Origin of the sequence: Hyalangium versicolor (genome assembly GCF_020103695.1) — a bacterium.
Classification (GTDB): domain Bacteria; phylum Myxococcota; class Myxococcia; order Myxococcales; family Myxococcaceae; genus Hyalangium; species Hyalangium versicolor.
Map to the genome: position 1 here is coordinate 149,342 of NZ_JAHXBF010000006.1, position 21,100 is coordinate 170,441.

At 66.8% G+C, this 21,100-nt stretch carries 17 protein-coding genes; 10 read left to right on the forward strand and 7 right to left on the reverse strand.

The genetic code is table 11. The features are described from left to right. The first annotated feature begins 246 nt into the window (after window positions 1–246). A complete protein-coding gene (locus KY501_RS14475) occupies window positions 247–1,059 on the forward strand; it encodes a M57 family metalloprotease (RefSeq protein ID WP_224363518.1) in 813 nt (270 codons plus the stop codon). Between the two features lie 233 nt (window positions 1,060–1,292). Here the strand turns inward: KY501_RS14475 and KY501_RS14480 are convergent, their stop codons facing one another. Beyond that, on the reverse strand, window positions 1,293–1,676 hold the full coding sequence (locus KY501_RS14480; RefSeq protein WP_224363519.1) for a DUF5335 family protein: 384 nt from the start codon (window positions 1,674–1,676) through the stop codon (window positions 1,293–1,295). Window positions 1,677–1,832: 156 nt separating this feature from the next. Next, window positions 1,833–2,558, reverse strand: a complete 726-nt coding sequence (locus KY501_RS14485; protein WP_224363520.1) for a hypothetical protein — start codon at window positions 2,556–2,558, stop codon at window positions 1,833–1,835. Window positions 2,559–2,986: 428 nt separating this feature from the next. Here KY501_RS14485 and KY501_RS14490 point away from each other — a divergent pair, with 428 nt between their 5' ends. From KY501_RS14490 to KY501_RS14510, 5 genes are all read left to right on the forward strand, one after another. Further along, window positions 2,987–3,904: a DUF2381 family protein gene (locus KY501_RS14490; RefSeq protein ID WP_224363521.1), complete on the forward strand. Its 918-nt coding sequence runs from the start codon at window positions 2,987–2,989 to the stop codon at window positions 3,902–3,904. A gap of 11 nt (window positions 3,905–3,915) precedes the next feature. Further along, the gene (locus tag KY501_RS14495; RefSeq protein WP_224363522.1) at window positions 3,916–4,410 is read left to right on the forward strand and encodes a serine/threonine protein kinase; all 495 of its coding nucleotides are present in this window, start codon (window positions 3,916–3,918) and stop codon (window positions 4,408–4,410) included. After that, entirely contained in the window at window positions 4,407–5,228 is an 822-nt protein-coding gene (locus KY501_RS54275) for an immunity 52 family protein (RefSeq protein ID WP_373691604.1), read from the forward strand. The genes KY501_RS14495 and KY501_RS54275 overlap by 4 nt, the downstream gene beginning before the upstream one ends. Window positions 5,229–5,417: 189 nt before the next feature. Next, complete coding sequence (treZ, locus tag KY501_RS14505) at window positions 5,418–7,274, forward strand: malto-oligosyltrehalose trehalohydrolase (protein WP_224363524.1); 1,857 nt, start codon at window positions 5,418–5,420, stop codon at window positions 7,272–7,274. Window positions 7,275–7,595: 321 nt separating this feature from the next. Further along, on the forward strand, window positions 7,596–9,620 hold the full coding sequence (locus tag KY501_RS14510; RefSeq protein ID WP_224363525.1) for a hybrid sensor histidine kinase/response regulator: 2,025 nt from the start codon (window positions 7,596–7,598) through the stop codon (window positions 9,618–9,620). A gap of 37 nt (window positions 9,621–9,657) precedes the next feature. Here KY501_RS14510 and KY501_RS14515 read toward each other — a convergent pair whose 3' ends face one another. The 5 genes from KY501_RS14515 to KY501_RS14535 form a co-directional block, all read right to left on the reverse strand. Then, the gene (locus KY501_RS14515) at window positions 9,658–10,998 is read right to left on the reverse strand and encodes a hypothetical protein (RefSeq protein WP_224363526.1); all 1,341 of its coding nucleotides are present in this window, start codon (window positions 10,996–10,998) and stop codon (window positions 9,658–9,660) included. Then, window positions 10,995–13,100: a hypothetical protein gene (locus KY501_RS14520; RefSeq protein ID WP_224363527.1), complete on the reverse strand. Its 2,106-nt coding sequence runs from the start codon at window positions 13,098–13,100 to the stop codon at window positions 10,995–10,997. The genes KY501_RS14515 and KY501_RS14520 overlap by 4 nt, the downstream gene beginning before the upstream one ends. Before the next feature lie 175 nt (window positions 13,101–13,275). Then, window positions 13,276–14,937 (reverse strand): serine/threonine protein kinase, encoded by a 1,662-nt coding sequence (locus KY501_RS14525; protein ID WP_224363528.1) that lies wholly within the window; start codon window positions 14,935–14,937, stop codon window positions 13,276–13,278. Between the two features lie 121 nt (window positions 14,938–15,058). Continuing rightward, the gene (locus KY501_RS14530; RefSeq protein ID WP_255636550.1) at window positions 15,059–15,805 is read right to left on the reverse strand and encodes an ABC transporter permease; all 747 of its coding nucleotides are present in this window, start codon (window positions 15,803–15,805) and stop codon (window positions 15,059–15,061) included. 53 nt (window positions 15,806–15,858) lie between these two features. After that, complete coding sequence (locus KY501_RS14535) at window positions 15,859–16,791, reverse strand: ABC transporter ATP-binding protein (protein ID WP_224363530.1); 933 nt, start codon at window positions 16,789–16,791, stop codon at window positions 15,859–15,861. A gap of 81 nt (window positions 16,792–16,872) precedes the next feature. On the opposite strand from KY501_RS14535, the gene KY501_RS14540 reads away from it, so the two are divergent. The 4 genes from KY501_RS14540 (at window position 16,873) to KY501_RS14555 (ending at window position 21,097) form a co-directional block, all read left to right on the forward strand. Then, window positions 16,873–17,361, forward strand: a complete 489-nt coding sequence (locus KY501_RS14540) for an FHA domain-containing protein (protein WP_224363531.1) — start codon at window positions 16,873–16,875, stop codon at window positions 17,359–17,361. Between the two features lie 142 nt (window positions 17,362–17,503). Continuing rightward, window positions 17,504–19,183: an energy-dependent translational throttle protein EttA gene (gene ettA / locus KY501_RS14545; protein ID WP_224363532.1), complete on the forward strand. Its 1,680-nt coding sequence runs from the start codon at window positions 17,504–17,506 to the stop codon at window positions 19,181–19,183. 26 nt (window positions 19,184–19,209) lie between these two features. Next, window positions 19,210–20,346 carry an AAA family ATPase gene (locus KY501_RS14550; protein WP_224363533.1) on the forward strand — a complete coding sequence of 379 codons (1,137 nt, stop codon included), beginning with the start codon at window positions 19,210–19,212 and terminating at the stop codon, window positions 20,344–20,346. Window positions 20,347–20,605: 259 nt separating this feature from the next. Next, window positions 20,606–21,097, forward strand: coding sequence for a hypothetical protein (locus KY501_RS14555; protein ID WP_224363534.1), 492 nt, complete (start codon window positions 20,606–20,608; stop codon window positions 21,095–21,097). Window positions 21,098–21,100: the final 3 nt, after the last annotated feature.

Genomic DNA, 21,100 nt, shown 5'->3' on the forward strand with positions numbered 1-21,100 from the left:
TCTGTGAAAGATTCACCGTAAATCCAGTGATTTGGCGGACGCTATGTCAAAGGGCTTGGCAATTTCAGCAGGGGTGCGTGGAGCCTGAGCGCTCCGGGCTTGTCATGCCCTCCCGGGTAAACATTGATTTTTCGTTAGTCGAGGCTCCTGGCCTGAGAGTTGCTCATGGGACAGCGCGCGCCGGACGCGGCTGAAGGTGTCCCGGGCGTCCGGCGCAATCCCCCGATGTGTTCCCAAGGAAGACCGATGCTCAAGTTCCGTTCCGTTGCGATGGTTGCGGGTGTGGCGCTTCTCGGCGTGGCTTGCGGCTCCCAGGAGGAGATGCCGCAGGAGCAGGCGCCGATGTCGTTCGAGGAGTTCAAGGCCTCGCTGACCCAGGAGAACTTCCCGGACGGCAAGTACATCTTCGATCACGACATCGCCCTCGAGGAGAGCGAGCTGCAGTCGTACTACGACAACAACGTGGCGCCGGGCGTCGGCGCGCACTCCGGCTCGCTGGCTGTCTACTATGTGGGCGGTGACATCAAGTGGAGCTCCACCGCGGCGCGCAACATCACCTACTGTGTGAGCAGCAGCAGCTTCGGCTCGCGCTACAACACGGTGGTGACGGCGATGAACAGCGCCACCGCGGCCTGGGAGGCCACGGCCAACGTCAACTTCGTTCACTCCAGCACCTACGACAGCAACTGCACCGCGAGCCAGACGGGCGTCGTGTTCGACGTGCGCCAGGTCAGCGGCCAGGGCTATCTGGCCCGCGCGTTCTTCCCGAACTCCAGCCGTTCGGCCCGCAACGTCCTCATCGACTCCAGCTCGTTCGGCAGCATCTCGCCCTACACGCTGGCCGGCATCCTGCGCCACGAGCTGGGCCACACCATCGGCTTCCGCCACGAGCACACCCGCCTGAGCAGCACCGGCTGCTACGAGGACGCCCAGTGGCGCGCGCTGACCTCCTACGACGCGAAGTCCGTGATGCACTACCCCCAGTGCGCCGGCACCAACACGGGCGACCTCGTGCTGACGAGCCTCGACAAGAGCGGCGCCCGCTCGTTGTACCCGTAAGCGCTCTTCCCGCTTCTACACGGGCCGCATGATTCGCGGCCCGCTGCGAGGGCCGGTGTCGCACTCCTGACACGAGGAGGGCGGTGCCGGCCCTTGTCGTTTTCCACACACACGCCCAGCCCGCGCTCGCGGTGTGGCCGATTCGGGAGGGCTTGGGTCAAACAAGCAGTGGTGGGGGGGAACCACAGGGGCGAGCTCCTTTGGGGGCTCGCCCCTCGCAGTCTCCCCTCCCGTCAGGGGGAGGGCTGGGAGCCCGAGAGCTCGTCGATGGCCTGGGAGGGCTCGAAGAAGATGAGCGTCTTGGTGTGCTCTTCGTCTTCGATGTCCAGGCACTCCAACTCGCCGCTCTCGCCTTCGTCCGCGTAGATGTGGTTGGGGCTGAAGATGCGGTGGGTGATCTCCTCCCCGGGACGGCCCACGGTGATTTCAATCGCTCCCTGGTCGCTGCCCTTCTCCACGAAGGAGATGTCGATGAGGGGCAGGCGCTGGGCCAGCGGCTGCTCTCCTATCTCCGGGCTGGAAGCCTCGATACGGACTCCCTGCGCGCGGGTGATGCTGCTCAACAGGGTCAGGTAGTCAGACCAGACCTCGCGAGGAATTTCTCGAGTGTGGTGCATGGCGGCCTCCGGCGTCTCCCACTCAGCGTAAGGACGGCGTGGGCACGAGGCCGTCCGCGAAGGCCCCTCGGCCGCTCATCGAGAGGAGCGCCGATGGCCTGTTCCGCTGGCTGCTCTGGGAGGCGAGCCGAGTGGCCAGTCCTCCGCCTGGGCGCGTCACAGCACGCGAGCGGCGCGGGCCTCCTCCAGGGTGTACTCCCGCCCGGCGGTGGTGGAGGGGCCCGTCTTCTGGATGAGCCACGCGCTGAGGCCCGGCGGCATGTAGAAGTCCTCCTCGAAGGAGGACAGACCCAGGTGGAGCAGGTAGTCCTTGAGCATCTCAAAGGTGAAGCGGTCCCTCACCCGGCGCGCCTGGTACTGCTCCACCTGCTCGAAGGGGAAGGGCTCGCCGGAGTGGCCGAAGGTCCATCGTCCTCCATCGTTCGCCGCATAGATGGAGCGTACATAGTTGAGGCTCTTCCCCGGCTGCTGCGGGCCGAACACATCCAGCATCACCGAGCCATAGCGGCCTCGGTCCCCGCGCAGCGTGTGGGGCACGGCGACTACCCGCAGGCACCGGATGCTCAGCTTCCGGGCCATGACGCTCATGGGGCTGGCGGCATCCGTTCCAGTCCACTGGTTCTCGACGTAGGCAGCCCAGGTGCTGCGCGTCGGGATGAACAGGTATCGCTGGTTCTCCCCGCCACTCAGGGGCAGCAGGCGGGAGAGGACTTGCTCCAAGGTGCCCGAGATGGGGAGCAGCTCAATGGTGAAGTCACGGGACGTGACCAGTCCTCGCTGCCACGTGGCGAAGGTTTGCGCCGCCTGCTCTGCCCCCACTTCCAGAAAGCCTATCTCTTCGGTGACAGGCGCCCAGCGGTCCTCCAGCAGTAGCCCCTTCATCTCTTGCATCATTAATGCACACCTTCTTGCTCAGGGATGATGAGCAGGATGACTTCGCTTTCCGGATCGTTGGCGGTGAGGCGTGACTGGTGAGCAGGGCCACGGCCCGAAGTAGGCGCGTCGTACTCCACTCGGATACCACGGCCCGTACATGGCTCGTCTCGTCAGCGGCGTGCGCCCCAGGCGCGACGAGGACAGCCATGACCAAGAGACTGACAGTCGCAGGGAACCGCAAAGGCCGGCTCGCGCTCGGGCCGCTCAGAACCTCAACGCGCAGGCTCTACCCCCAGGCACCACAGGTCTCGTGGGCGGACCTGGCCGATAGCCAAGCCTCACATGCTGTTTCCGCAGGGCTCCAGAACGTCCCGGGTGAGCCTTTGTCCTCTGGCGTGGAACCTCGAGGCCAATCTGATAGGTTACCCCGCACGATGCGGAACTTCCTACCCTCCCGGTTTGCCCTGCTCGCTGTTCTCGTTGCGTCCGTGGCGATGGCCCAGGACGACCAGCCCCGTGCGCGGAGCCTCTACCTCTCCAGTGATCCGCGAGACAGGGTCCCACGGGTCTACGTCGGCGGACGTGTCGCTACCGTCCTCCGCTTCGAGCAGGCTGTCGATCCCGCGCGGACGAGCCTGCTGGGGTGGAAGGGCTGGTTCGAGCCGCTGCTGGCGGGCGGCAGCTCGGTCGTGCTGGTGCCGCTTCAGCGGATGACGCCCGAGGACCAGTTCCTCCTCCAAGTGACCTTGGCGGATGGAACGGAGCTGCCCTTCACCGTGACGGCGCGGGAGAGTGGGCGGGTCGATCAGCAGGTCAACGTGTTTCCCGACCGCGAGTCCCTGGATGCGCTGCGCTCTCGCGTTTCCGACGCTGAACGAAGGGAGCGACAGCTCCGGGAGGAGAACGAGCGCTACCATAAGGAAGAGGTCTCGGTGAATCATGCCCTCGCCCAGCTTCTGGCCAACGGCGGTCTCAAGTTGACCCCGTTTGATCAGGAGCAGAAGTGGGTGCTCAAAGGTGAGGGGGTAGAGGTGACGGTTCGGGTATTGACGAGCAAGACCGTGCAGAAAACGGCCGTCCTGTTCGCCGTCGTCAACCAGGACCCTTCGGAACTTTGGAAACTCGGGGAGGCCCGTTTGTCGACACTGGTCGGATGGGAACCGAGGCCGTTTGCTCTACGAGAGGAGAAGGCGGAGATCGCCCCGGGAGCATCCGGGCGGATTGCTATCGTGGCGGATGATAGCGTCTTCGATTCGAAACAAGGGCCCGAGAAACTTGCCCTCGAGCTCTTCCGCTCGGACGGAATGCAGCAGGTCCAGGTCGTCCTGGAACAGCAGATCACGCGGAGGTAGATCCTCCCTTCATGACCCTGACTCGTGCTTTCCTCGCCTGCTCCATCCTCCTGCTCTTCACGCTACTCGGTTGCGCGACGACCCCAGGCGATGTCTCGCTTCGCCTGGACGGGAGCCCTGGGCCGGAGGACTGTCCAAAGGACGCGCTCCAGGCAATGCGGATTTTGGGCCTGCACGTGGGGGATGGCGCGTGGGTTGAACTCGACATCAATCAAGACCATGTCAGCCCCATCACGCTCTATGAGGGGCCCATCGAGAGCATGTTGACCGAGGAACTCGGTCCGCTCGGCCGATCCACGAGGCTCTATGGGCGAGTCTGGACGGGTGGTCCGCAGGTCGTCGTCCGGTACTACGAAGCACACCCACCTCATCAGGAGAAGTTTCCCATCTGCGCCATGGCGCGACTCTCGAAGGGCCAACTGAGGAAACGCCCCGGGTCAAAACCCGGGACAGCCATTGTCGAGTTCTCGAGTGCAGGGGTCGACGTCGTTGACTCGTTCCGGTGAGCTGTCCCTGCCCGGTCGGACTCGCCGGACTGATACCGCAGCACATTGCGTGGGCCCTGAGTAGTTGGCCCTTTTCAGGTATCCGCGAGTCGCCATTGATCGAGACGTATTACGCTGGCTCTTATTGGCTCGCCCGTCCTGAGTCTGCCGAGGCTTGCGCACGGCGCGCTGCGCGCTTCTTCCACCTCCTGGGGCGCTGCGACCCGGCGTGGACTCGCTGGTATGAGCCGGCGGACTCCTTCGAAGAGGCACGAGAACTCCAGTTCGCTACAGACGCGGCGAGCTTCCAGAAGCTGTTCGCGCGGAAGGAAAACCAGATCGGTGACAGCTTCTCATTCAACCTGTGGACGGGTGACGACCTGGACGAAACGTCCGGCGTTGACGGGAGGTGCGGCTCAGCGCACCTCAGGGTTTCCTCAGCCTGCGTACTCAGGCCCTACGCGGAGGGGCCGATCAGCGAACGGATGCTGACCGCTCCCGTGATGACCGAGGTGCTGCGCGCCATGGCCCTGGCCTGGGACCCGGAGTGGGGAGTGGTCGCATCACACCAATACGATGACCTCATATCGGAGAAGGTCATGCCCGCCGGCGCCTCGGTAGGCTGGGTAATGTACTTCTCGCGGCTGCGCGGCGCAGTGCCCCCTCTGCCCGCTCCTGTGCATATCGAGTCTGTGGAGGACAAGGGCACCCTGGTCATCCTCACCCCCGAGCGGTTCACCGCGTCCAGCCCAGAGCACGTCGCGCTGGCTGCTCGCATCCACGAGCTGCTGGATCGGGCTGGGCTGTTGCGGCCATTGCAGCCGTGGCCGGCAGGTTGACTGTGTGACCGTTTCGAGACCTGTGAAGGCAGTGGGCCATGCCTGGAACCGCAGCACCGCGCCCCTCTCCTTGAAGGAAAAGCCCTTTACTGCCTTGCAGGTCGCGCCTACCAGTGAACACCCAGGCTCGGAGCCAGCTCGAGTAGGCGTGGACAGTACTCCTCGGAAAGAGAGACGAGCATTAAAGAGATGCCCATGGAGCGAGCGGAGAAGTCACGGGCGGCGGTGCCTCGACTGGGCGCCTGGGTGGAGCCGGGAAACCGGGTGCGGTGGCGCGTCTGGGCGCCGGGTCATCGGCAGGTCGACGTGGTCCTGCATGACGCGGAGGGCAAGCCAGGCCGGGTGCTGCCCATGGGGCCGGAGCCCGGGGATTGCTTTGGCGCCGTGCTCGAGGGCGCCGGAGCGGGCGTGCGCTACAAGCTGCGCGTGGACGGAGAGGGCCCCTTCCCGGATCCCTGGTCCCGAGCACAGCCGCTCGGCGTTCACGGGCCCTCCGAAGTCGTGGTGCCGGACTTCGAGTGGACGGATGTGGGCTGGAGAGGCCCGGATCCCGAGTCGCTCGTCATCTATGAGGTGCACGTGGGCACGGCCACGCCCGAGGGCACCTTCGAGGCGCTCATCCCCAAGCTGAAGGGGCTGCGCGAGCTGGGCGTCACCGCCCTGGAGCTCATGCCGCTGGCCAGCTTCCCGGGCTCGCGTAACTGGGGCTACGACGGCGTGGATCTCTTCGCGCCGGCCCACGTCTACGGCGGCCCCGCGGGGCTGCGCCGGCTCATCGACGCCGCGCATGCGCACGGGCTCTCCGTCGTCATCGACGTCGTCTACAACCACTTCGGTCCGGACGGGAACTACCTGCGCTGCTACTCGCCGCACTATTTCACCGGTCGGCACCACACCCCGTGGGGCGAGGCCGTCAACTACGACGGCGAGAACTCCGCGCCCGTGCGCGAGATGGTGCTCTCCAATGTGGAGATGTGGATCCGCGACTTCCACGCGGACGGCCTGCGGCTGGATGCGGCGCACGCCATCGTGGATGACAGCTCGCCGCACCTGCTGAAGGAGATCGTCTCCCGGGCCCGCTCCTCCGCGCTGGATCGGCGGGTGCTCGTCATCGCCGAGGACGAGCGCAACGAGGCCCGGCTGCTGCATCCCGCCTCCGATAAAGGCATGGGGCTGGATGGCGTCTGGGCGGACGACTTCCACCACCAGCTGCGCCGGGCCTTCGCGGGAGACAGCGAGGGCTACTACCAGGACTACACCGGCAGCGCGGAGGACATCGCGCGCACGCTCCGGCAGGGCTGGTTCTACGAGGGCCAGGAGTCCAAGAACCTGGGCCATGCCCGAGGCACCTCGGCCAGCGGGCTGCCGCCTCGGGGGCTGGTGCACTGCATCCAGAACCACGATCAGGTGGGCAACCGCGCTCATGGAGAGCGGCTCGGGCACGATGTGTCCCCGGCGGCCTTCCGCGCCATGAGCGCGCTGCTGTTGCTCTCGCCGTACACGCCGCTGCTCTTCATGGGGCAGGAGTGGAACGCGAGCACGCCCTTCCTCTACTTCACGGACCACAACGAGGAGCTGGGAAAGCTCGTCACCGAGGGCCGGCGCAAGGAGTTCGCGGGCTTCGCTCGCTTCGCGGGAGATACGGTGCCGGATCCCCAGGCCCGCGACACCTTCGAGCGCTCCCGCCTCGATTGGAGTGAGGCCGAGCGTCCCCCGCATGCCCAGGTGCGTGCGCTCTACCGGGAGTTGCTGCGGCTGCGCGCCACCGAGCCCACGCTCACGCAGCGTCGCCGGGGCAATCATGATGCGCGAGTCCTGGGCGAGAACGCGCTCGTCCTCGAGCGCCGGACCGTGGAGGAGCGGCTCCTCGTTTTCATCAACGTGAAGGGCTCGCTGGAGCATTCGTTCCCCGAGAGCGCCAAGGCCCAGGTGGTGCTGTGGAGCGAGGCTCCCCGCTTTGGCGGCTCTGTCGAGGTGCCGCCCCTGCGCGAGGGCGTCATCCGCATGGAGGGCCCGTCAGCCCTGGTGCTGCGCCTGCCGAGCTGAGTGCGGCGGTGGGTCCATTGTTACTCCATCCGCTCGGGTAGCTGCATTGCAGGATTCCGCTTGAGCAACGACAGACATGTGGGCTCCGAGAGCCTGCACATGCGGGAAATCCAGCCTCGGCGGTCGGCTGCACTGCCGACGCCGCAATCTTGAAAAGGCGGTGAGGTGCAGTTAACTCCTCACACTCTTTGTCTGTTCAGATGCGGCTGTTGTCGAGGGGGGAGGCTGGCTGTTTCCCCAAGGGCAAGCGGGTAGGCTTGCGGGTGTGCGGAGGCTGTGGCTCCGCTCACGGTCGGATGTCGCGCGTTGGAGGATCCAGACATGCCCAAGGCAGTGTTCTTCGAGTCCCCGAAGCTCTTCCGAGGTGTATGCGGCTGGGAAGCGGATGAAGCGCTGCGAGTGCTGGTGGAGGTGGAGCACTCCCATCCCGAGGGCAGCATGGCGCTGCGCGCCGTGAGAGACCTGGATGGCTTCATCATCGACTTCGAGTGGATCTACGCCAACCCCGCCGCGGAGCGCGTGCTGAGCTGGCGCGTGGGCGGGTTGGTGGGGCGCAGGCTGCACGAGGTGCCGCCGGAGCTCGGGCTCGCGGGCCAGTTCGAGGCCTTCCATCAAGTGGTGGAGACGGGCGAGTCCTGCCAGCAGGTGTTCCCGCACTCGTGCGAGGGATTCGATGGGTGGTTGCAGGCCACCGTGGCCCGGTTCCGCGATGGCGTGTTGGTGCGCCTGAGGGACATCACCGCCGCCCGGCGCGCGGAGACGGGACTGCGCGAGACGCGCGACCGGATGGTGGAGATCCTCGAGAACCTGCCCGAGGGCTTCATCTCCGTGGATGAGCAGTGGCGCTATACGTACATCAATCGCATCGCGCTGGCGCTCAAGGGCATGCCGCGCGAGAAGCTCTTCGGCCGGGACCTGTGGGCCACCTGCCCGGAGCTGCAGGGGACCATCGCCGAGCGCGAGTTCCGTCGGGTGATGGTGGACCGGGAGTCGGCCTCGTTCGAGCTGGAGTACGTGGACGGCGTGTGGCTGGACGTGCACGCGTACCCGTCTGGCACGGGCATCGCCATCTTCTTCCGGGACTCCACCGAGCGGAAGCGGGCGGAGCGGGAGCGCGATGCGTTGCTCGAGCGAGAGCACTCGGCGCGGCTGGAGGCCGAGGAGCTGGCCCGGCAGCGCGCGCGAGAGCTGATGACGGCCCAGGAGAAGCTCGTCCAGTCGGAGAAGCTGGCCGTGGCGGGCCAGCTCGCGGCCGGCGTGGGGCACGAGATCAACAACCCGCTGTCCTTCGTGATGGGCAACATCCACTTCGCGCTGGAGCAGATCACCACCCTGCCGGATGAGCCGGTGCGCGAGGCGCTGAAGGAGACGGCCGAGGCGCTGGAGGAGGCGCGCGAGGGCGCCGAGCGGATGCGCGGCATCGTCCGGGACTTGAAGACGTTCGCCCGAGGCGACGACGTGCACCTGCGGCCGGTGGACGTGCACGCGGCGCTGGAGTTCAGCCTCGCCATGGCGATGAACCACATCCGCTACCGCGCGCAGGTGGTGAAGTGCTTGGGGACGGTGCCGCGGGTATGGGCCAACGAGGCGAAGCTGGGCCAGGTGTTCCTCAACCTGCTCGTCAACGCGGCGCAGGCCATCCCCGAGGGGGACTCGGCGCAGCACCGCATCGTCCTCACCACGTACACGCGTGAGCACCAGGTGGTGGTGGAGGTGACGGATACGGGCAAGGGCATGTCGCCGGATGTGCTGGCCCACGCCTTCGAGCCCTTCTTCACCACCAAGCCCCAGGGTGAGGGCACCGGGCTGGGGCTCTCCATCTGTCACGGCATCATCCGGGCGCTGCGCGGAGAGCTGACGGCAGTGAGCACGCCGGGCAAGGGCAGCACGTTCCGTGTGGTGCTGCCCACGCGGGGCGCGGAGACGGAGGTGGTGGTGCCGTCGCTGGCCGCCGCGCAGGAGCTCTCGTCCGTGCAGGGCAAACGGGTGCTCGTCATCGACGACGAGCCGGGCATTGCCTCGGTCATGCGGCGCATCATTGGCCGGGGCAACGAGGTGGTGGTGTCCCACAGCGGGCGCGAGGCGCTCGAGTTGATGGAGCAGGACTCGGAGTTCGACCGCATCTTCTGTGACTTGATGATGGCGGACCTGACGGGCATGGATGTGCACGCCGAGATGGCGAGGAAGCACCCCGAGTGCCTGCCGCGGCTCGTCTTCATGACGGGCGGCAGCTTCACGGCGCGAGCGCGCGCCTTCCTGCAGAACTACTCTCACCCGCGCATCGACAAGCCGTTCGATCCGGAGGTCATCCGCCGGCTGGTGGCCCAGTCACCGCCCCGCGTTTGAGCGGCGGGCGTAGAGCCCATCAGGATGACCGGGCGCGTCAGCCTTGGTAGCGCTCGGCGGTGCGGTAGAGCTGGGTGAGGGAGAAGTCGAGCAGGGACTGGCGCGAGCGCAGGTACTTGAAGGCGCGCACGAAGGGCAACCACACGCGCTGGCCCACGCGCACCTGGGCCTCCTCCAGCTTCTTGCGAGGAATCCACTGGCCACCCAGGTGGCGCACCAGCACCTCGCCCAGGTAGGCGCCCACGCTGGGCATCGCGCGCTGGTCGATGAGGTGGCGCTCGAAGATGCGGGGGAAGTCCTCCCACCAGAGGTGGAAGTCGAGGTCGGTGAGGGATTCGGGGCTGAGCTTGAAGAGCGAGGGCACCTCGGTGTGGCGCATGGCCACCGTGTACTCGGCCAGCAGCGAGTAGTGCTCCAGGGCGGCCTTCATGTCCGGCACGTCCGAGGGCAAGGCGGCGTGGGTGGGCAGCCACTCCTCGGGCTCGGGGGGCGGGTGGGCGTTGAGTTCGGCCACCTGTTGCTGGCGCCTGGCCACGCCCGCCTCCTCCACCAGGCGCGCGAACAAGGGGGCCACCTCCGGCGGGAAGCGCGGCTCGACGGGGACGAAAGCGGCGTTGCGCTCGTGCAGCGCGCGCAGCACGGTGTCGTAGTCCAGCTCCGGACGCAGGTGCACGTGCGCCCGGGCCTGGGCCTTGCGGGCCTCCTCGCTCGTAAAGTCAGCGGCGGTGGGCCACGTCACCAAGAGGATGGAGCCGTTGGGCAGCTCCTCCACGCGGTGGACCGGCGTGGAGAGCATGCGCTCACGGCCCACTTTCTCTACCAACGCAGGCCCGAAGACGTTGAGCCAGCACACGTCGTAGATCTTGTCGAAGCCATCACGCAGCGAGGTCTGCTGATCGCGGCCGTAGTCGGGCGAGCCTGCAAGGTGCTCATCGGCCCCGCTGTGGGCGATGGCATGAGACACGGGGTAGTGGGAGGACCAGGCGCGCACCAGCTCCACGAACCTTCGGCAACGCTCCTCCTCGTTGAAGAAGGTGAGCGGTTGCACATGGAGGGAGACAGACAGCGGTCGGGGGGACTGAACCAGCCCGCACCAGAGCGACGATGACATGAAGGGAGAAGTGGTGTGATAGAGCCCGATGCTCGACGTGGACTTGCCGCGCTCCTCCGCCCAGGATTTCCAGACGGCCGCACGGGAGTATTTGCGGCGGCGCTTGCCCTCGACGACGTCTGGCATCCATTCCCCAGCGTACTCCTCCAATGCCTCGAAGAAAGGCGTCAGTGCGCGCTCGGTGTCCAACTGGAAGTCGAAAGTCCCGTCCCAGGAGAGGTCAAGGCTGTCCTCTACATCCAGGTCCTTCATCGTCAGAAACTTCATCGAAACAGCACCTCCACGCCCGGAGCTTCCTCCTTCGCGGCCTTCACGGCCCTGTCCAAGCCATTGCGTTTCTCCGGCAAGAGGATGCCCCCCTCGTAGACCAGGCGGATGCGCTGCACCACAGCAGTCTGTCGGAGCGCAGGCCGCCGAATGTCCACCGTCCCCCCATAGAAGTCCAGGGCCGCTCGGGCATCCGTTGTTACCTGTGCGCCCAGGGACTTTTCCTCCAACGCTCGGAGGTAGCGACTCTTGAAGCTGAAGGTCTCCACGCGAGGTGCCTGGCCTGCGGGAGGCTGCTCCTCGATGACGAGCGCGTCCACGTAGCGCAGGCCGGGCACGCCTGGCTTGGACAGGCCCACGTGTGTCTCGATGTGCGGCTGGTGGAAGTCCTGGAGCCACTGGCGCTGCGCTCGCGGCAGGTGGGCATCCCCGCGCAGCACCTCCACCGTGGCACGCTCGAAGGCCAGCCCTCGGGCGAACGTCCCGTGCATCCGCTCGTAGGCTTCCCACCGCAGCGGCCCTTTTGTGGCCTGGCCCTGCTCCAATTCCGTGAGCCGCGCCTGCCGGTAGGCGCGATAGTCCTCCCACAGCGCGTAGCCCTCCGGCACTCCCGGCGGTGGAGTGGAGAGCGTGGCGTGCAGCTTCTTCAGCAGCGCCACGTCCGTCGGCAGGCGCGGGCCCTGCGCCTCCAACTCGGCCAGTTGTAGCTTGGTCTGAAGCACCTCCGCGCTCAGGCCGGCCGCCTCGTCCACCAGCGAAGCCAGGCCGCCCAACGCTTCTCCAGCGGCGGCCTTCGGCTCGGGAGCCCCCGGACGCTCGGTGCGTGCCTCGGCCAGCCATGCTTGCGCCCGCCCTACGTTGCCCTGGGCCTCGCACAGCGCCACGGCGGCCTGTTCGCCTCCGGCGCCCACCAGCACCGCCGCTTCTCGGCTGGCGCGCACGTACCGGGCCAGCTCTCCCACGCCCTCCACTCCCAGCCGCTCCGTCAGCTGCCACGCCACACTCCGCAGCGCCTCCAGCCTCAGCTCCGGGAGGGAGAGCCGCGCTCCTCCTCGTGAGGCGCGGGCGACCTTGCCCTGTGCGTGCAGCGCCACCAGCAGCGCCGCCGGCGCCAGCTCCCGCGTGGCTTGCTCGTACTGCCTCTCCGCCAGTTCCCCCAGTCCGTGCGCCGTACCCGCAGCCAGGTGGTAGAAGCCCAGCGGTACCCCGAAGGTGAGCTGATCGAAGGCGCCCAGCGGCATGTTGGAGGCGGAGAAGTGCTCCTCGGCCAGCGCGCGCTCCAGCGCCCAGGCGGCCTGCTGGTAGACCGGGGGCAACTGTTGGAGCTGCACGGCCATGTTCGCGTAGCGCGCCCCATCGCTCACGGGGCTGCTGTTGAGCGCGTCCGCGGCGGCTTTGCCCAGCCCGCGCAGCACGTCCGAGCCCTGCTCGGCACGCTCCGGATAATCGGAGAGCTTCAGGCCGCGCCGCGCCAGCTCCCGGCGCACCGCCTCCATGTGCCCCAGCGTCTGGCTCAGCTCCTTGTCCTGTGCCAGCACCCGCAGCAGTTGCTGCAACTCGTCGTCGAAGCTGGTGTGGACAATGAAGAGGGCGAACACCTGGGCGTAGGCGCTGTAGTCCCGCGTGGCCTGGAGCAGGAAGGCAGCGCGCCTGGAGACGAGGGCCCGAGAGGCCTGGGCGTCCACCAGCGGCCCCAGAGCGCCCAGCCGCACCGCGCTCCAGTCCCCCAACCGATCCACCAGCCGTGCCATGCCCACGCCGCGCTGCAACGCCAGGTACTCGCTCACCGAGGGGCACGCCAGCAGCGGTGCCAGCAGTTCCTCATCGCTGCTGGCCTCTTGCGGCCAGCCCTGTGGTTCGGGGCCACACGGGGATGTCGCTTCGCCTCTCTCTGCCTGCAGCGAGGGCCCTGGTGCTGCGGGAGCAACTGCGCCCCAGCGCAGCGCCAGCTCTCGGCGGTGCGCCCGCAGTTGGTAGAAGACCTCCGAGCCCGGCGGCACTGGCACCGTGGCGCAGCCGGTGGCCAGCATCCACGCCAGCAGAGCCAACGCCCCCACGCCACAGCCTCGTGGCGGCAGGGCCCGGTTCCCAGCCATTCTCATGAGAAGCCCCCCTTCGCACTGCCTGGAGGGCCCACGTTAGGGCAGTGCTGTTCTCAGTGGCGACGACACCCGACGTCGTGTCCGCCACGCGCACCTGCCACGTCGCCCACTGCGCGCACGCTTCAGTTCCACCGCGCCCCAGTGACTGGATGCCCGTGGACCCACGTGGGCCGGCTCAGCGGCCCTTCTTGATGTTGAGCGAGGAGTTGCTCGGCGGCGTGGGCTTCTTGAGCGGAGGCTTCACGGTGTTGGTGGCTCGCCGCTCCAGCTCCACGAGCAGGGTGGGGGCGTTCGCGGCGGACACCTGCCGCGTCGCAGGCGAGTACCCCTCCAACGACAGCGTCACCGACGCGGGCGGCGCATCCGGCGCGAGAGACAGCTTCAGCGGCGTCACCCCGAGCGGCTGTCCGTCGAGCTGCACGGACGCACCCGTGGGCTGGGTGTCGAGCGCCAGCTCCACCTTCCGCGGCTCGGGCTTCGTCTCGGGCGGCTTCGGATCCCCCGGCTGCGGAGACTTGGAGTCCCCCGGCTGCGTCGGCTGAGTGACGACCTGCACCGGCTGCTGAGCCGGATTCGCCTGCGCGGGGTTCTGACGCAGGAGCACGATGGCGGCACCGGCAATCACCAGCACCGCCGCGCACCCCACCGCCACCGGCACCACGGGGAAGCGGCGGGAGGCACCGTCCGGCTTGCCGAGTGACTGCGTGCCTCGGGTCTGCTCGTGCCGGGGCGTGGGCGCGGGGCCGATGAGGGCATCCACGCTGTGGCGCGAGCGCGTACCCGGCTGCGCGGCGCGCGAGGGCGTGGACGGATGGCCCGGCAGCCCGGAGCGGCTGCGCCCGGAGGGGCTGGACTTCTCCTTCGAGTCCAGGTCCGCGTCCTCGGCGAGCGCGTCCAGCTTCGCGGGGTCCGCCTCCGCGGCGATGCGCTCGGCATACAGCTCGCGCAGGTACGCGGACAGGTGCGCGGTGCTGGCTGGCAGCCGCAGCTGGATGATGTAGTCCTCCAGGGCCAGCCGGAGCGCGCCGCAGTCCGGGTAGCGCTTGTCCGGGGTGGGCGCGAGAGCGCGCATCACCACGTCATCCAGCCCGGGCGGCAGCGTGGAGTTGATCTGCGAGGGCAGCGGCACCTGGCAATCCTTCACCAGCCGCAGCGTCATCAGGTCCGTCTCGCCCTTGAAGAGGCGCCGGCCAGTGAGCAGCTCCCACATCACCACGCCCAGAGCGAACTGATCGCTGCGCGCATCAATGGACTGCCCGGAGGCCTGCTCCGGAGACATATAAGGATACTTGCCCTTGAGCACTCCGGTGGCCGTCTGGTGGCTGCTGCCGGCGGCCTTGGCCACACCGAAGTCGATGATCTTCACCGCCCCGTCGAAGCCGACGAGGATGTTCTGCGGGGACACATCCCGGTGCACCAGCCGCAGCGGTTGGCCCTGGGCGTCCCGGGCCTTGTGGGCACAGTCCAGCCCCGAGGCGGCCTCGGAGATGACGCGCAGCACCACGCCGGGCGGCAGCAGGCGGCCCTTGTGCCGGGCCTGCTTGTCCAACCGCCGCACGTCGTCGCCCTGCACGAACTCCATGGCCAGGCAGTGGCGCCCCTCCACCTCCAGCAACTCCAGGATGGTGACGAGGTTGGGGTGCCGGAGACGGGCCACCAGCCGCGCCTCCTCCAGGAACATGGTGAGGAACTCCTCATCCTCGGCCAGGTGCGGGAGGATGAGCTTGAGCACCACAAGACGCTCGACGGCGCCGCGTTCACGCGCCAGGAACACCTGGCCCATGCCGCCGGAGGCAATCTTGCGCAGAAGCTCGTACTTACCGAATGCGACGGCCATTTCTCACTCTACGATACTCTGGTCTCTAGCAATCCGTGAAAGCCCGTCTTTCTATCCGCCCCCCAAGCGAGGAAGCGGACAGTCCCGAGGGGTTGGGATGCCCCCCAGTGGACACTGAAAGTCAGGCCTTCAGCTTGTACCCGGAGCGAAGGGCCAGGTAGGCCACGGCGGTGGCGACCACGGCGAGCCCCAGGAGGATGCCGCCTCCGAGCAGGGGCGGGAAGATGCTGCGGCCAAGCATGCCGTAGCGCAGGCCCTCCACCATATAGACCATGGGGTTGAAGAGGCTGATGTGGTTCCAGGGCGAGGGCAGCTCGCGCACCGAGTAGAAGACGCCGCCCAGGAAGGTGAGCGGCATCATGACGAAGGTCGGGAAGAAGTTGATCTGCTCGAACTTCTCGGCCCACACGGCCGCCAGCATGCCCAGCACGCTGAAGACGTAGGAGGCGATGAGCAGGAAGTACACGGCGACCAGGGCGTGCTGGAGGCTGAAGCCGGTGAAGATGGAAGCCACCGCCCAGGTGAGCCCGCCCACCACGAGCCCGCGCACCATGGCGCCGCCGATGAAGCCGGCCATCAGCTCGCCGGGGCCCAGTGGGGCCACCAGCAGGTCCACCACCGTGCCCTGAATCTTCGTGATGAAGAGCGAGGAGCTGGAGTTGAGGAAGGCGTTGTTGGCGATGCCCAGGAAGATGAGGCCCGGGACGATGAAGGACAGGTACGGCACGCCCTCCACCTCGTGGACACGGGTGGAGATGGAGTAGCCGAAGACGATGAAGTAGAGCGTGGTGCTGATGAGCGGCGAGAGGACGGTCTGGCCCGGCACGCGCATGAAGCGGCGGACCTCCTTCGAGAACAGCGTCTTCATCCCAAGGGTGTTCATAGGTATCGGGGCGGGGCGGATAGGGGCTCGGAGTCGGCTCAGGCGGGCTTCTGGGGGCGGCCGCGGAGGATTTCGATGAGCACGTCCTCCAGGCGGGAGCGGCGCGTCTCCACGTCGGAGATGGGCAGGCCCTGGGCATAGAGGGCGCGCAGCAACTCGCCGGAGGGCGGGGTGCCCTCGCGCTCGACATAGGTGAGCGTGCGGCGGTCCTCGGAGAGTGTGGCGTTGAAGCGGCGGCTGGCCTCGGGCAGCTCGGCCTGGGGCTGCTCGAAGGTGACGACGAGGCGGCGCTCGCCGAAGCGGCGCATGACGGAGTGCTTGTCCTCCACCAGGAGCAGGCGCCCATCATTGATGACGCCCACGCGGTCGGCCAGCTCCTCGGCCTCCTCGAGGTAGTGGGTGGTGAGGACGATGGTGGTGCCCTCGGCGGCCAGCTTGCGCACGTAGGTCCACAAGTCGCGGCGTAGCTCCACGTCCACGCCGGCGGTGGGCTCGTCGAGGAAGACGAGCTTGGGGCGGTGCACCAGGGCCTTGGCGATGAGGAGCCGACGCCGCATGCCGCCAGAGAGGGCGCGGGTGACGGCGTCCTTCTTGGCCTGGAGGTTGAGGGCGGTGAGCACCTCGTCCACGCGGGCCTCGTCCCGGGGGCGGCCGTAGTAGCCGAGCTGGATGTGGAGCGACTCGGCGACGGTGAAGAAGGGGTCGAAGTTGATCTCCTGGGGGACCAGGCCCACGTCATAGCGAGGGCCGACGGAGTCCTGGTCCAGGTCCTTGCCGAACAGGAGGATGCGGCCGCTCGTCTTCTTCACCAGGCCGCAAATGGAGCCGATGAGCGTCGTCTTCCCGGCGCCATTGGGGCCCAGGAGGGCGAAGATTTCCCCGGGCTGGATGGTGAGGTTGACGTCGGACAGGGCGGTGAGCTTGGCGTAGCTCTTGGTGAGGCCCTGAAGCTCGAGGACGGGGGCTGGCATAGAGGAGGCCGGGCTTTAGCACCTCCAGGAAGTCTGGCGCTACACTGCGCGTCCATGCTCAATGTGCGGGAACTGCGGTCGTTGGCTTCGCAACTCACGGAGGCCTTCTTCTGCAATCAGATTGGCCCCTTCGTCCTGGTGCAGAAGCCGCCCCGGCCGGTGGTGGAACAGATGGCGATGCGGATGGGGGCGCAAAGCACCTTGTTGGCCACGGGGCCAAGCCTGGAGGCCATGCAGTTGGCGGTGATGCTGCGCTTCGACGAGCTGCTGGTGGCCAGCCTGCCGCCGTTGCGGAGCACGGACGTGCTGACAGTGGGGCGGCTGCCGAGCTGCGATCTGGTCATCAATGACCCATCGGTGTCGAAGGAGCACGCGCGGCTGTGCTGGCACGGGAAGGCGGACAGCTGCACGGTGGTGGACCTGGCGTCCATGAACGGCACGCAGATCAACGGGCACCCGCTGGCGCCGCACAAGGAGTTCTTCGTGCAGGACGGGGACCTGGTGCGGTTCGGGGACGCGGACTTCGCGTACATGACGGCCGAGTCGCTCTGGGGCCGGCTGCGCCGCTGAGGCCCTGACGGGCATCGCGGGGGCGGGCGGGATGTTCTCCTCCGGTGGGTGGGTGGGAGAGTTCCTTGCGCTGGGCTTTCCTCCTTAGTATCCGCCACCGTTCCACGTAGGTACGTCGTCCACCTGGAGGCACGAGAACCCGATGGCCCAGAATTTCATCTTCACCATGCAGGACCTGCGCAAGGTCAAGGGTGGGAAGGACATCCTCAAGGGCATCTACCTGTCCTTCTTCCCGGGCGCGAAGATCGGCGTCATCGGCCCGAACGGCTCGGGTAAGTCGACGCTGCTGCGCATCATGGCGGGCGTGGACAAGGAGTTCTTCGGCGTGGCCAAGCCGGACCCGGGTGCTCGGGTGGGCTTCCTGCCGCAGGAGCCCCAGCTCGAGCCCACGCTGGACGTGAAGGGGAACGTGGAGCTGGGCCTGAAGAACGTGCGGGACTTGCTGGACCGCTTCAACGCGGTGTCCGCGAAGTTCGCCGAGCCGATGAGCGACGCGGAGATGGAGAAGCTGCTGGCTGAGCAGGGCAAGCTGCAGGACGCCATCGACGCGGCGAACGGGTGGGAGCTGGACCGCACGCTGGAGATGGCGATGGACGCTCTGCGGTTGCCTCCGGGCGACGCGGACGTGGCGAAGCTGTCGGGTGGTGAGAAGCGCCGCGTGGCGCTGTGCCGCATCCTTCTGGAGAAGCCGGACCTGCTGCTTCTGGACGAGCCCACCAACCACCTGGATGCCGAGAGCGTGGCGTGGCTGGAGCAGGCGCTGAAGGACTACAAGGGGACCATCGTGTGCATCACGCACGACCGGTACTTCCTGGACAACGTGGCCGAGTGGATCCTCGAGCTGGACCGCGGCGAGGGGGTGCCCTGGAAGGGGAACTACTCGTCGTGGTTGGACCAGAAGCAGAAGCGGCTGGAGCTGGAGGAGAAGGCGGAGAGCCATCGGCAGAAGACGCTCAAGCGCGAGCTGGAGTGGGTGCGCGCCAGTCCGAAGGCGCGGCAGGCCAAGAGCAAGGCGCGCATCTCCGCGTACGAGGATCTGCTCAACCAGACGCAGGAGAAGCGCGAGCCGACGGGTGAAGTCACCATTCCGCCCGGGCCGAGGCTGGGTGGGCTGGTGGTGGAGGCCAAGGGGCTGCGCAAGGCCTTCGGAGATCGGCTGCTCATCGACGAGCTGAACTTCAAGCTGCCGCCGGGTGGAATCGTCGGGGTGATTGGACCGAACGGCGCGGGCAAGACGACGCTGTTCCGGATGATCACCGGGGTGGAGACGCCGGACGCGGGCGAGCTGAAGGTGGGCGAGACGGTGAAGCTGGCGTACGTGGACCAGAGCCGCGACGCGCTGGCGGGTGACAAGACGGTGTTCGATGAAGTGAGCGGCGGGCTGGACCACATCGACCTGGGGCGGGCCGGGCAGATCCCCAGCCGTGCATACCTGGCGGGCTTCGCGTTCAAGGGACAGGACCAGCAGAAGCGGGTGAAGGACCTGTCGGGTGGCGAGCGCAACCGGGTGCACCTGGCGAAGATGCTGAAGAGCGGTGGCAACCTGCTGCTGCTGGACGAGCCGACGAACGACCTGGACGTGGAGACGCTGCGGAGCCTGGAGGATGCGCTGCTGAGCTTCGCGGGGTGCGCGGTGGTGATCAGCCACGACCGCTGGTTCCTGGACCGCATCGCGACGCACATCCTGGCGTTCGAGGGAGACAGCAAGGCGTTCTTCTTCGAGGGCAACTTCGAGGACTACGAGGCGGATAAGAAGAAGCGTCTGGGCGCTGACGCCCTGCAGCCGCACCGCATCCGCTACCGGCCGCTCACGAAGAACTGAGCGACGTTCCAGGGGAGGGGCCGCTGATGATCCGGAAGGTGTCGTTCCGCAATTTCAAGGCGTACCGCTCCCTGGACGTGGAGTTGGAGCCCTTCACGGTGCTGGTGGGCCCGAATGCCTCGGGAAAGACCACGCTGTTGGATGGGCTGCGTTTCATCTCCCAGTTTGGGGGGATGATGGAAACTCCCGATATTGTGGAGCGCTACCCCCAGGAGGAACTCCAGTCGTACGGTGTCAGTGCCCCCGTGGAGTTGACCATCTCTGGCAGATGGAAGGACACGGAGGGAATGGCACGGGTCTCCAGCAAACCGGGAGTACTGGCCAGAGATAATGGGCACGTCAGCCTGCTTTTCTCGATCTCAGGGCAATGGAATGAGAAGTCGTTTCCACCTCCCAAAGACGAGGGACAACCGGTTTACGACCCTCCACTGCATGAGTTCCGTCGCGCATTGACCTCGACTGCGGTCTTGCGATTCGAGTCACGGAAGCTTGCGGAGGCCTCATACAGCGAAGAGCCTGTTCCTGAGATTCAATCAGACGGCTCGGGACTTGCGTCTGTTCTTGCCCACCTCAAGCTGAGTCAGGACGAGATCTTCGAAGAGATTGAGCAGGCGCTCAAGCAGGTCGTGCCAGCCGTCAGGCGTATTCGAATCGATCGAGCCATTGTGGCGAACGCGCCAGATGGTACCCATCGCTCGGACAAGCTTCCATCCAAGCTTTGGGGCAATCAGGTTGTGCTCGACATGAAAGGCGCTAAGGGGGTTCCGGCAACAGCCGCAGGCGAAGGAACCCTCATGGTGCTTGGATTGCTTACAGTACTCCGAGGGCCCGCCCGTCCTCGGCTCGTACTACTGGACGACGTCGAACTGGCGCTTCACCCTGCGGCTCAAGCCAAACTCATTGAAGTGCTGCGCTCCATCCAGAAGCGCGACCCTGAGCTGCAAATCGTTGCGACAAGCCACTCCCCGTTCATCTTGAACTACCTCGATCCAAAAGAGGTTCGGATGACCTTCCTTGCGGAGAACGGGTTCGCTCGCTGCGAGAAACTCACCGCCCATCCCGAGTTCGAGAAGTGGAAGGACCTGATGAGCCCGGGAGAGTTCTGGAGCACCGTGGGCGAGAGTTGGCTGGAGAAGGCGGGCGATGCCAGTGCCAGCGAGTGAGCCCGCTTACGAGTTTGGTATCGTCTGCGAGGCTCGCGCGGACCAACTGACAGCGTGTGATCTCGCGGACCGCGCATTACTGGCCAGCATCGACTGGCTTGGGCCTGAGATGCTGGACTCCCAGCGACAATGGCGGGGGCTCGGTTCGACAGACCCGTTCTTGAAGTGGGCTTCCGTGCGAGCTGAGGCGGAACGCTTGGGACTTCGAGAGAGCACTTGGGGCCAGTTCAACGGGAAGCCGGGTGCACCCGATGCCTTCATGGCACGCAAGGCTCTTCTGCTCTTTGCCGCCATGAGCCGGCGTCCGCATGCCGTCCTCCTCGTTCGTGACAGTGATGGTGACGCGCGGCGGCGCGTGGGGCTCGAACAAGCGAGGGATGACAAGCCTTGGCCTTTCAAGGTCGTCATTGGCGTCGCGCACCCCAAGCGAGAAGCGTGGGTACTCGCGGGCTTTCAGCCTCAAAACCCCGAGGAGGTCGCGCGCCTTCAAGCGCTTCGAGCACGTCTCTCCTTGGATCCCATCCTCAAGTCCCACGAGTTGGACGCGCGCAAGCACGGTGCGAAGACCGACATCAAGCGTGCGCTCAATGAGCTGATCCTGGGAGAGGCAGAGCGCGAGCGCCAGTGTATCAATGAGACGGCCCTCGATGTGCTGGAGGAGCGCGGCGACTCCAACGGGCTGGCTGACTTCCTGGGAGAAGTTCGCCAGCGGCTCGTTCCCATTCTGAGCGGGCGCACGCCGGAGCAGTAGGGA

Excerpts from the sequence above, each read along its gene's own strand:
- KY501_RS14515 (WP_224363526.1), bottom strand. The coding sequence starts at position 10,998 with ATGAAGTTTCTGACGATGAAGGACCTGGATGTAGAGGACAGCCTTGAC.
- KY501_RS14550 (WP_224363533.1), top strand. The coding sequence starts at position 19,210 with ATGATCCGGAAGGTGTCGTTCCGCAATTTCAAGGCGTACCGCTCCCTG.
- KY501_RS14485 (WP_224363520.1), bottom strand. The coding sequence starts at position 2,558 with ATGAAGGGGCTACTGCTGGAGGACCGCTGGGCGCCTGTCACCGAAGAG.
- KY501_RS14490 (WP_224363521.1), top strand. The coding sequence starts at position 2,987 with ATGCGGAACTTCCTACCCTCCCGGTTTGCCCTGCTCGCTGTTCTCGTT.
- KY501_RS14495 (WP_224363522.1), top strand. The coding sequence starts at position 3,916 with ATGACCCTGACTCGTGCTTTCCTCGCCTGCTCCATCCTCCTGCTCTTC.
- KY501_RS14555 (WP_224363534.1), top strand. The coding sequence starts at position 20,606 with ATGGCACGCAAGGCTCTTCTGCTCTTTGCCGCCATGAGCCGGCGTCCG.
- KY501_RS14530 (WP_255636550.1), bottom strand. The coding sequence starts at position 15,805 with ATGAAGACGCTGTTCTCGAAGGAGGTCCGCCGCTTCATGCGCGTGCCG.
- KY501_RS14475 (WP_224363518.1), top strand. The coding sequence starts at position 247 with ATGCTCAAGTTCCGTTCCGTTGCGATGGTTGCGGGTGTGGCGCTTCTC.
- treZ (WP_224363524.1), top strand. The coding sequence starts at position 5,418 with ATGCCCATGGAGCGAGCGGAGAAGTCACGGGCGGCGGTGCCTCGACTG.
- KY501_RS14520 (WP_224363527.1), bottom strand. The coding sequence starts at position 13,100 with ATGAGAATGGCTGGGAACCGGGCCCTGCCGCCACGAGGCTGTGGCGTG.
- KY501_RS14535 (WP_224363530.1), bottom strand. The coding sequence starts at position 16,791 with ATGCCAGCCCCCGTCCTCGAGCTTCAGGGCCTCACCAAGAGCTACGCC.
- ettA (WP_224363532.1), top strand. The coding sequence starts at position 17,504 with ATGGCCCAGAATTTCATCTTCACCATGCAGGACCTGCGCAAGGTCAAG.
- KY501_RS14480 (WP_224363519.1), bottom strand. The coding sequence starts at position 1,676 with ATGCACCACACTCGAGAAATTCCTCGCGAGGTCTGGTCTGACTACCTG.
- KY501_RS14510 (WP_224363525.1), top strand. The coding sequence starts at position 7,596 with ATGCCCAAGGCAGTGTTCTTCGAGTCCCCGAAGCTCTTCCGAGGTGTA.
- KY501_RS14525 (WP_224363528.1), bottom strand. The coding sequence starts at position 14,937 with ATGGCCGTCGCATTCGGTAAGTACGAGCTTCTGCGCAAGATTGCCTCC.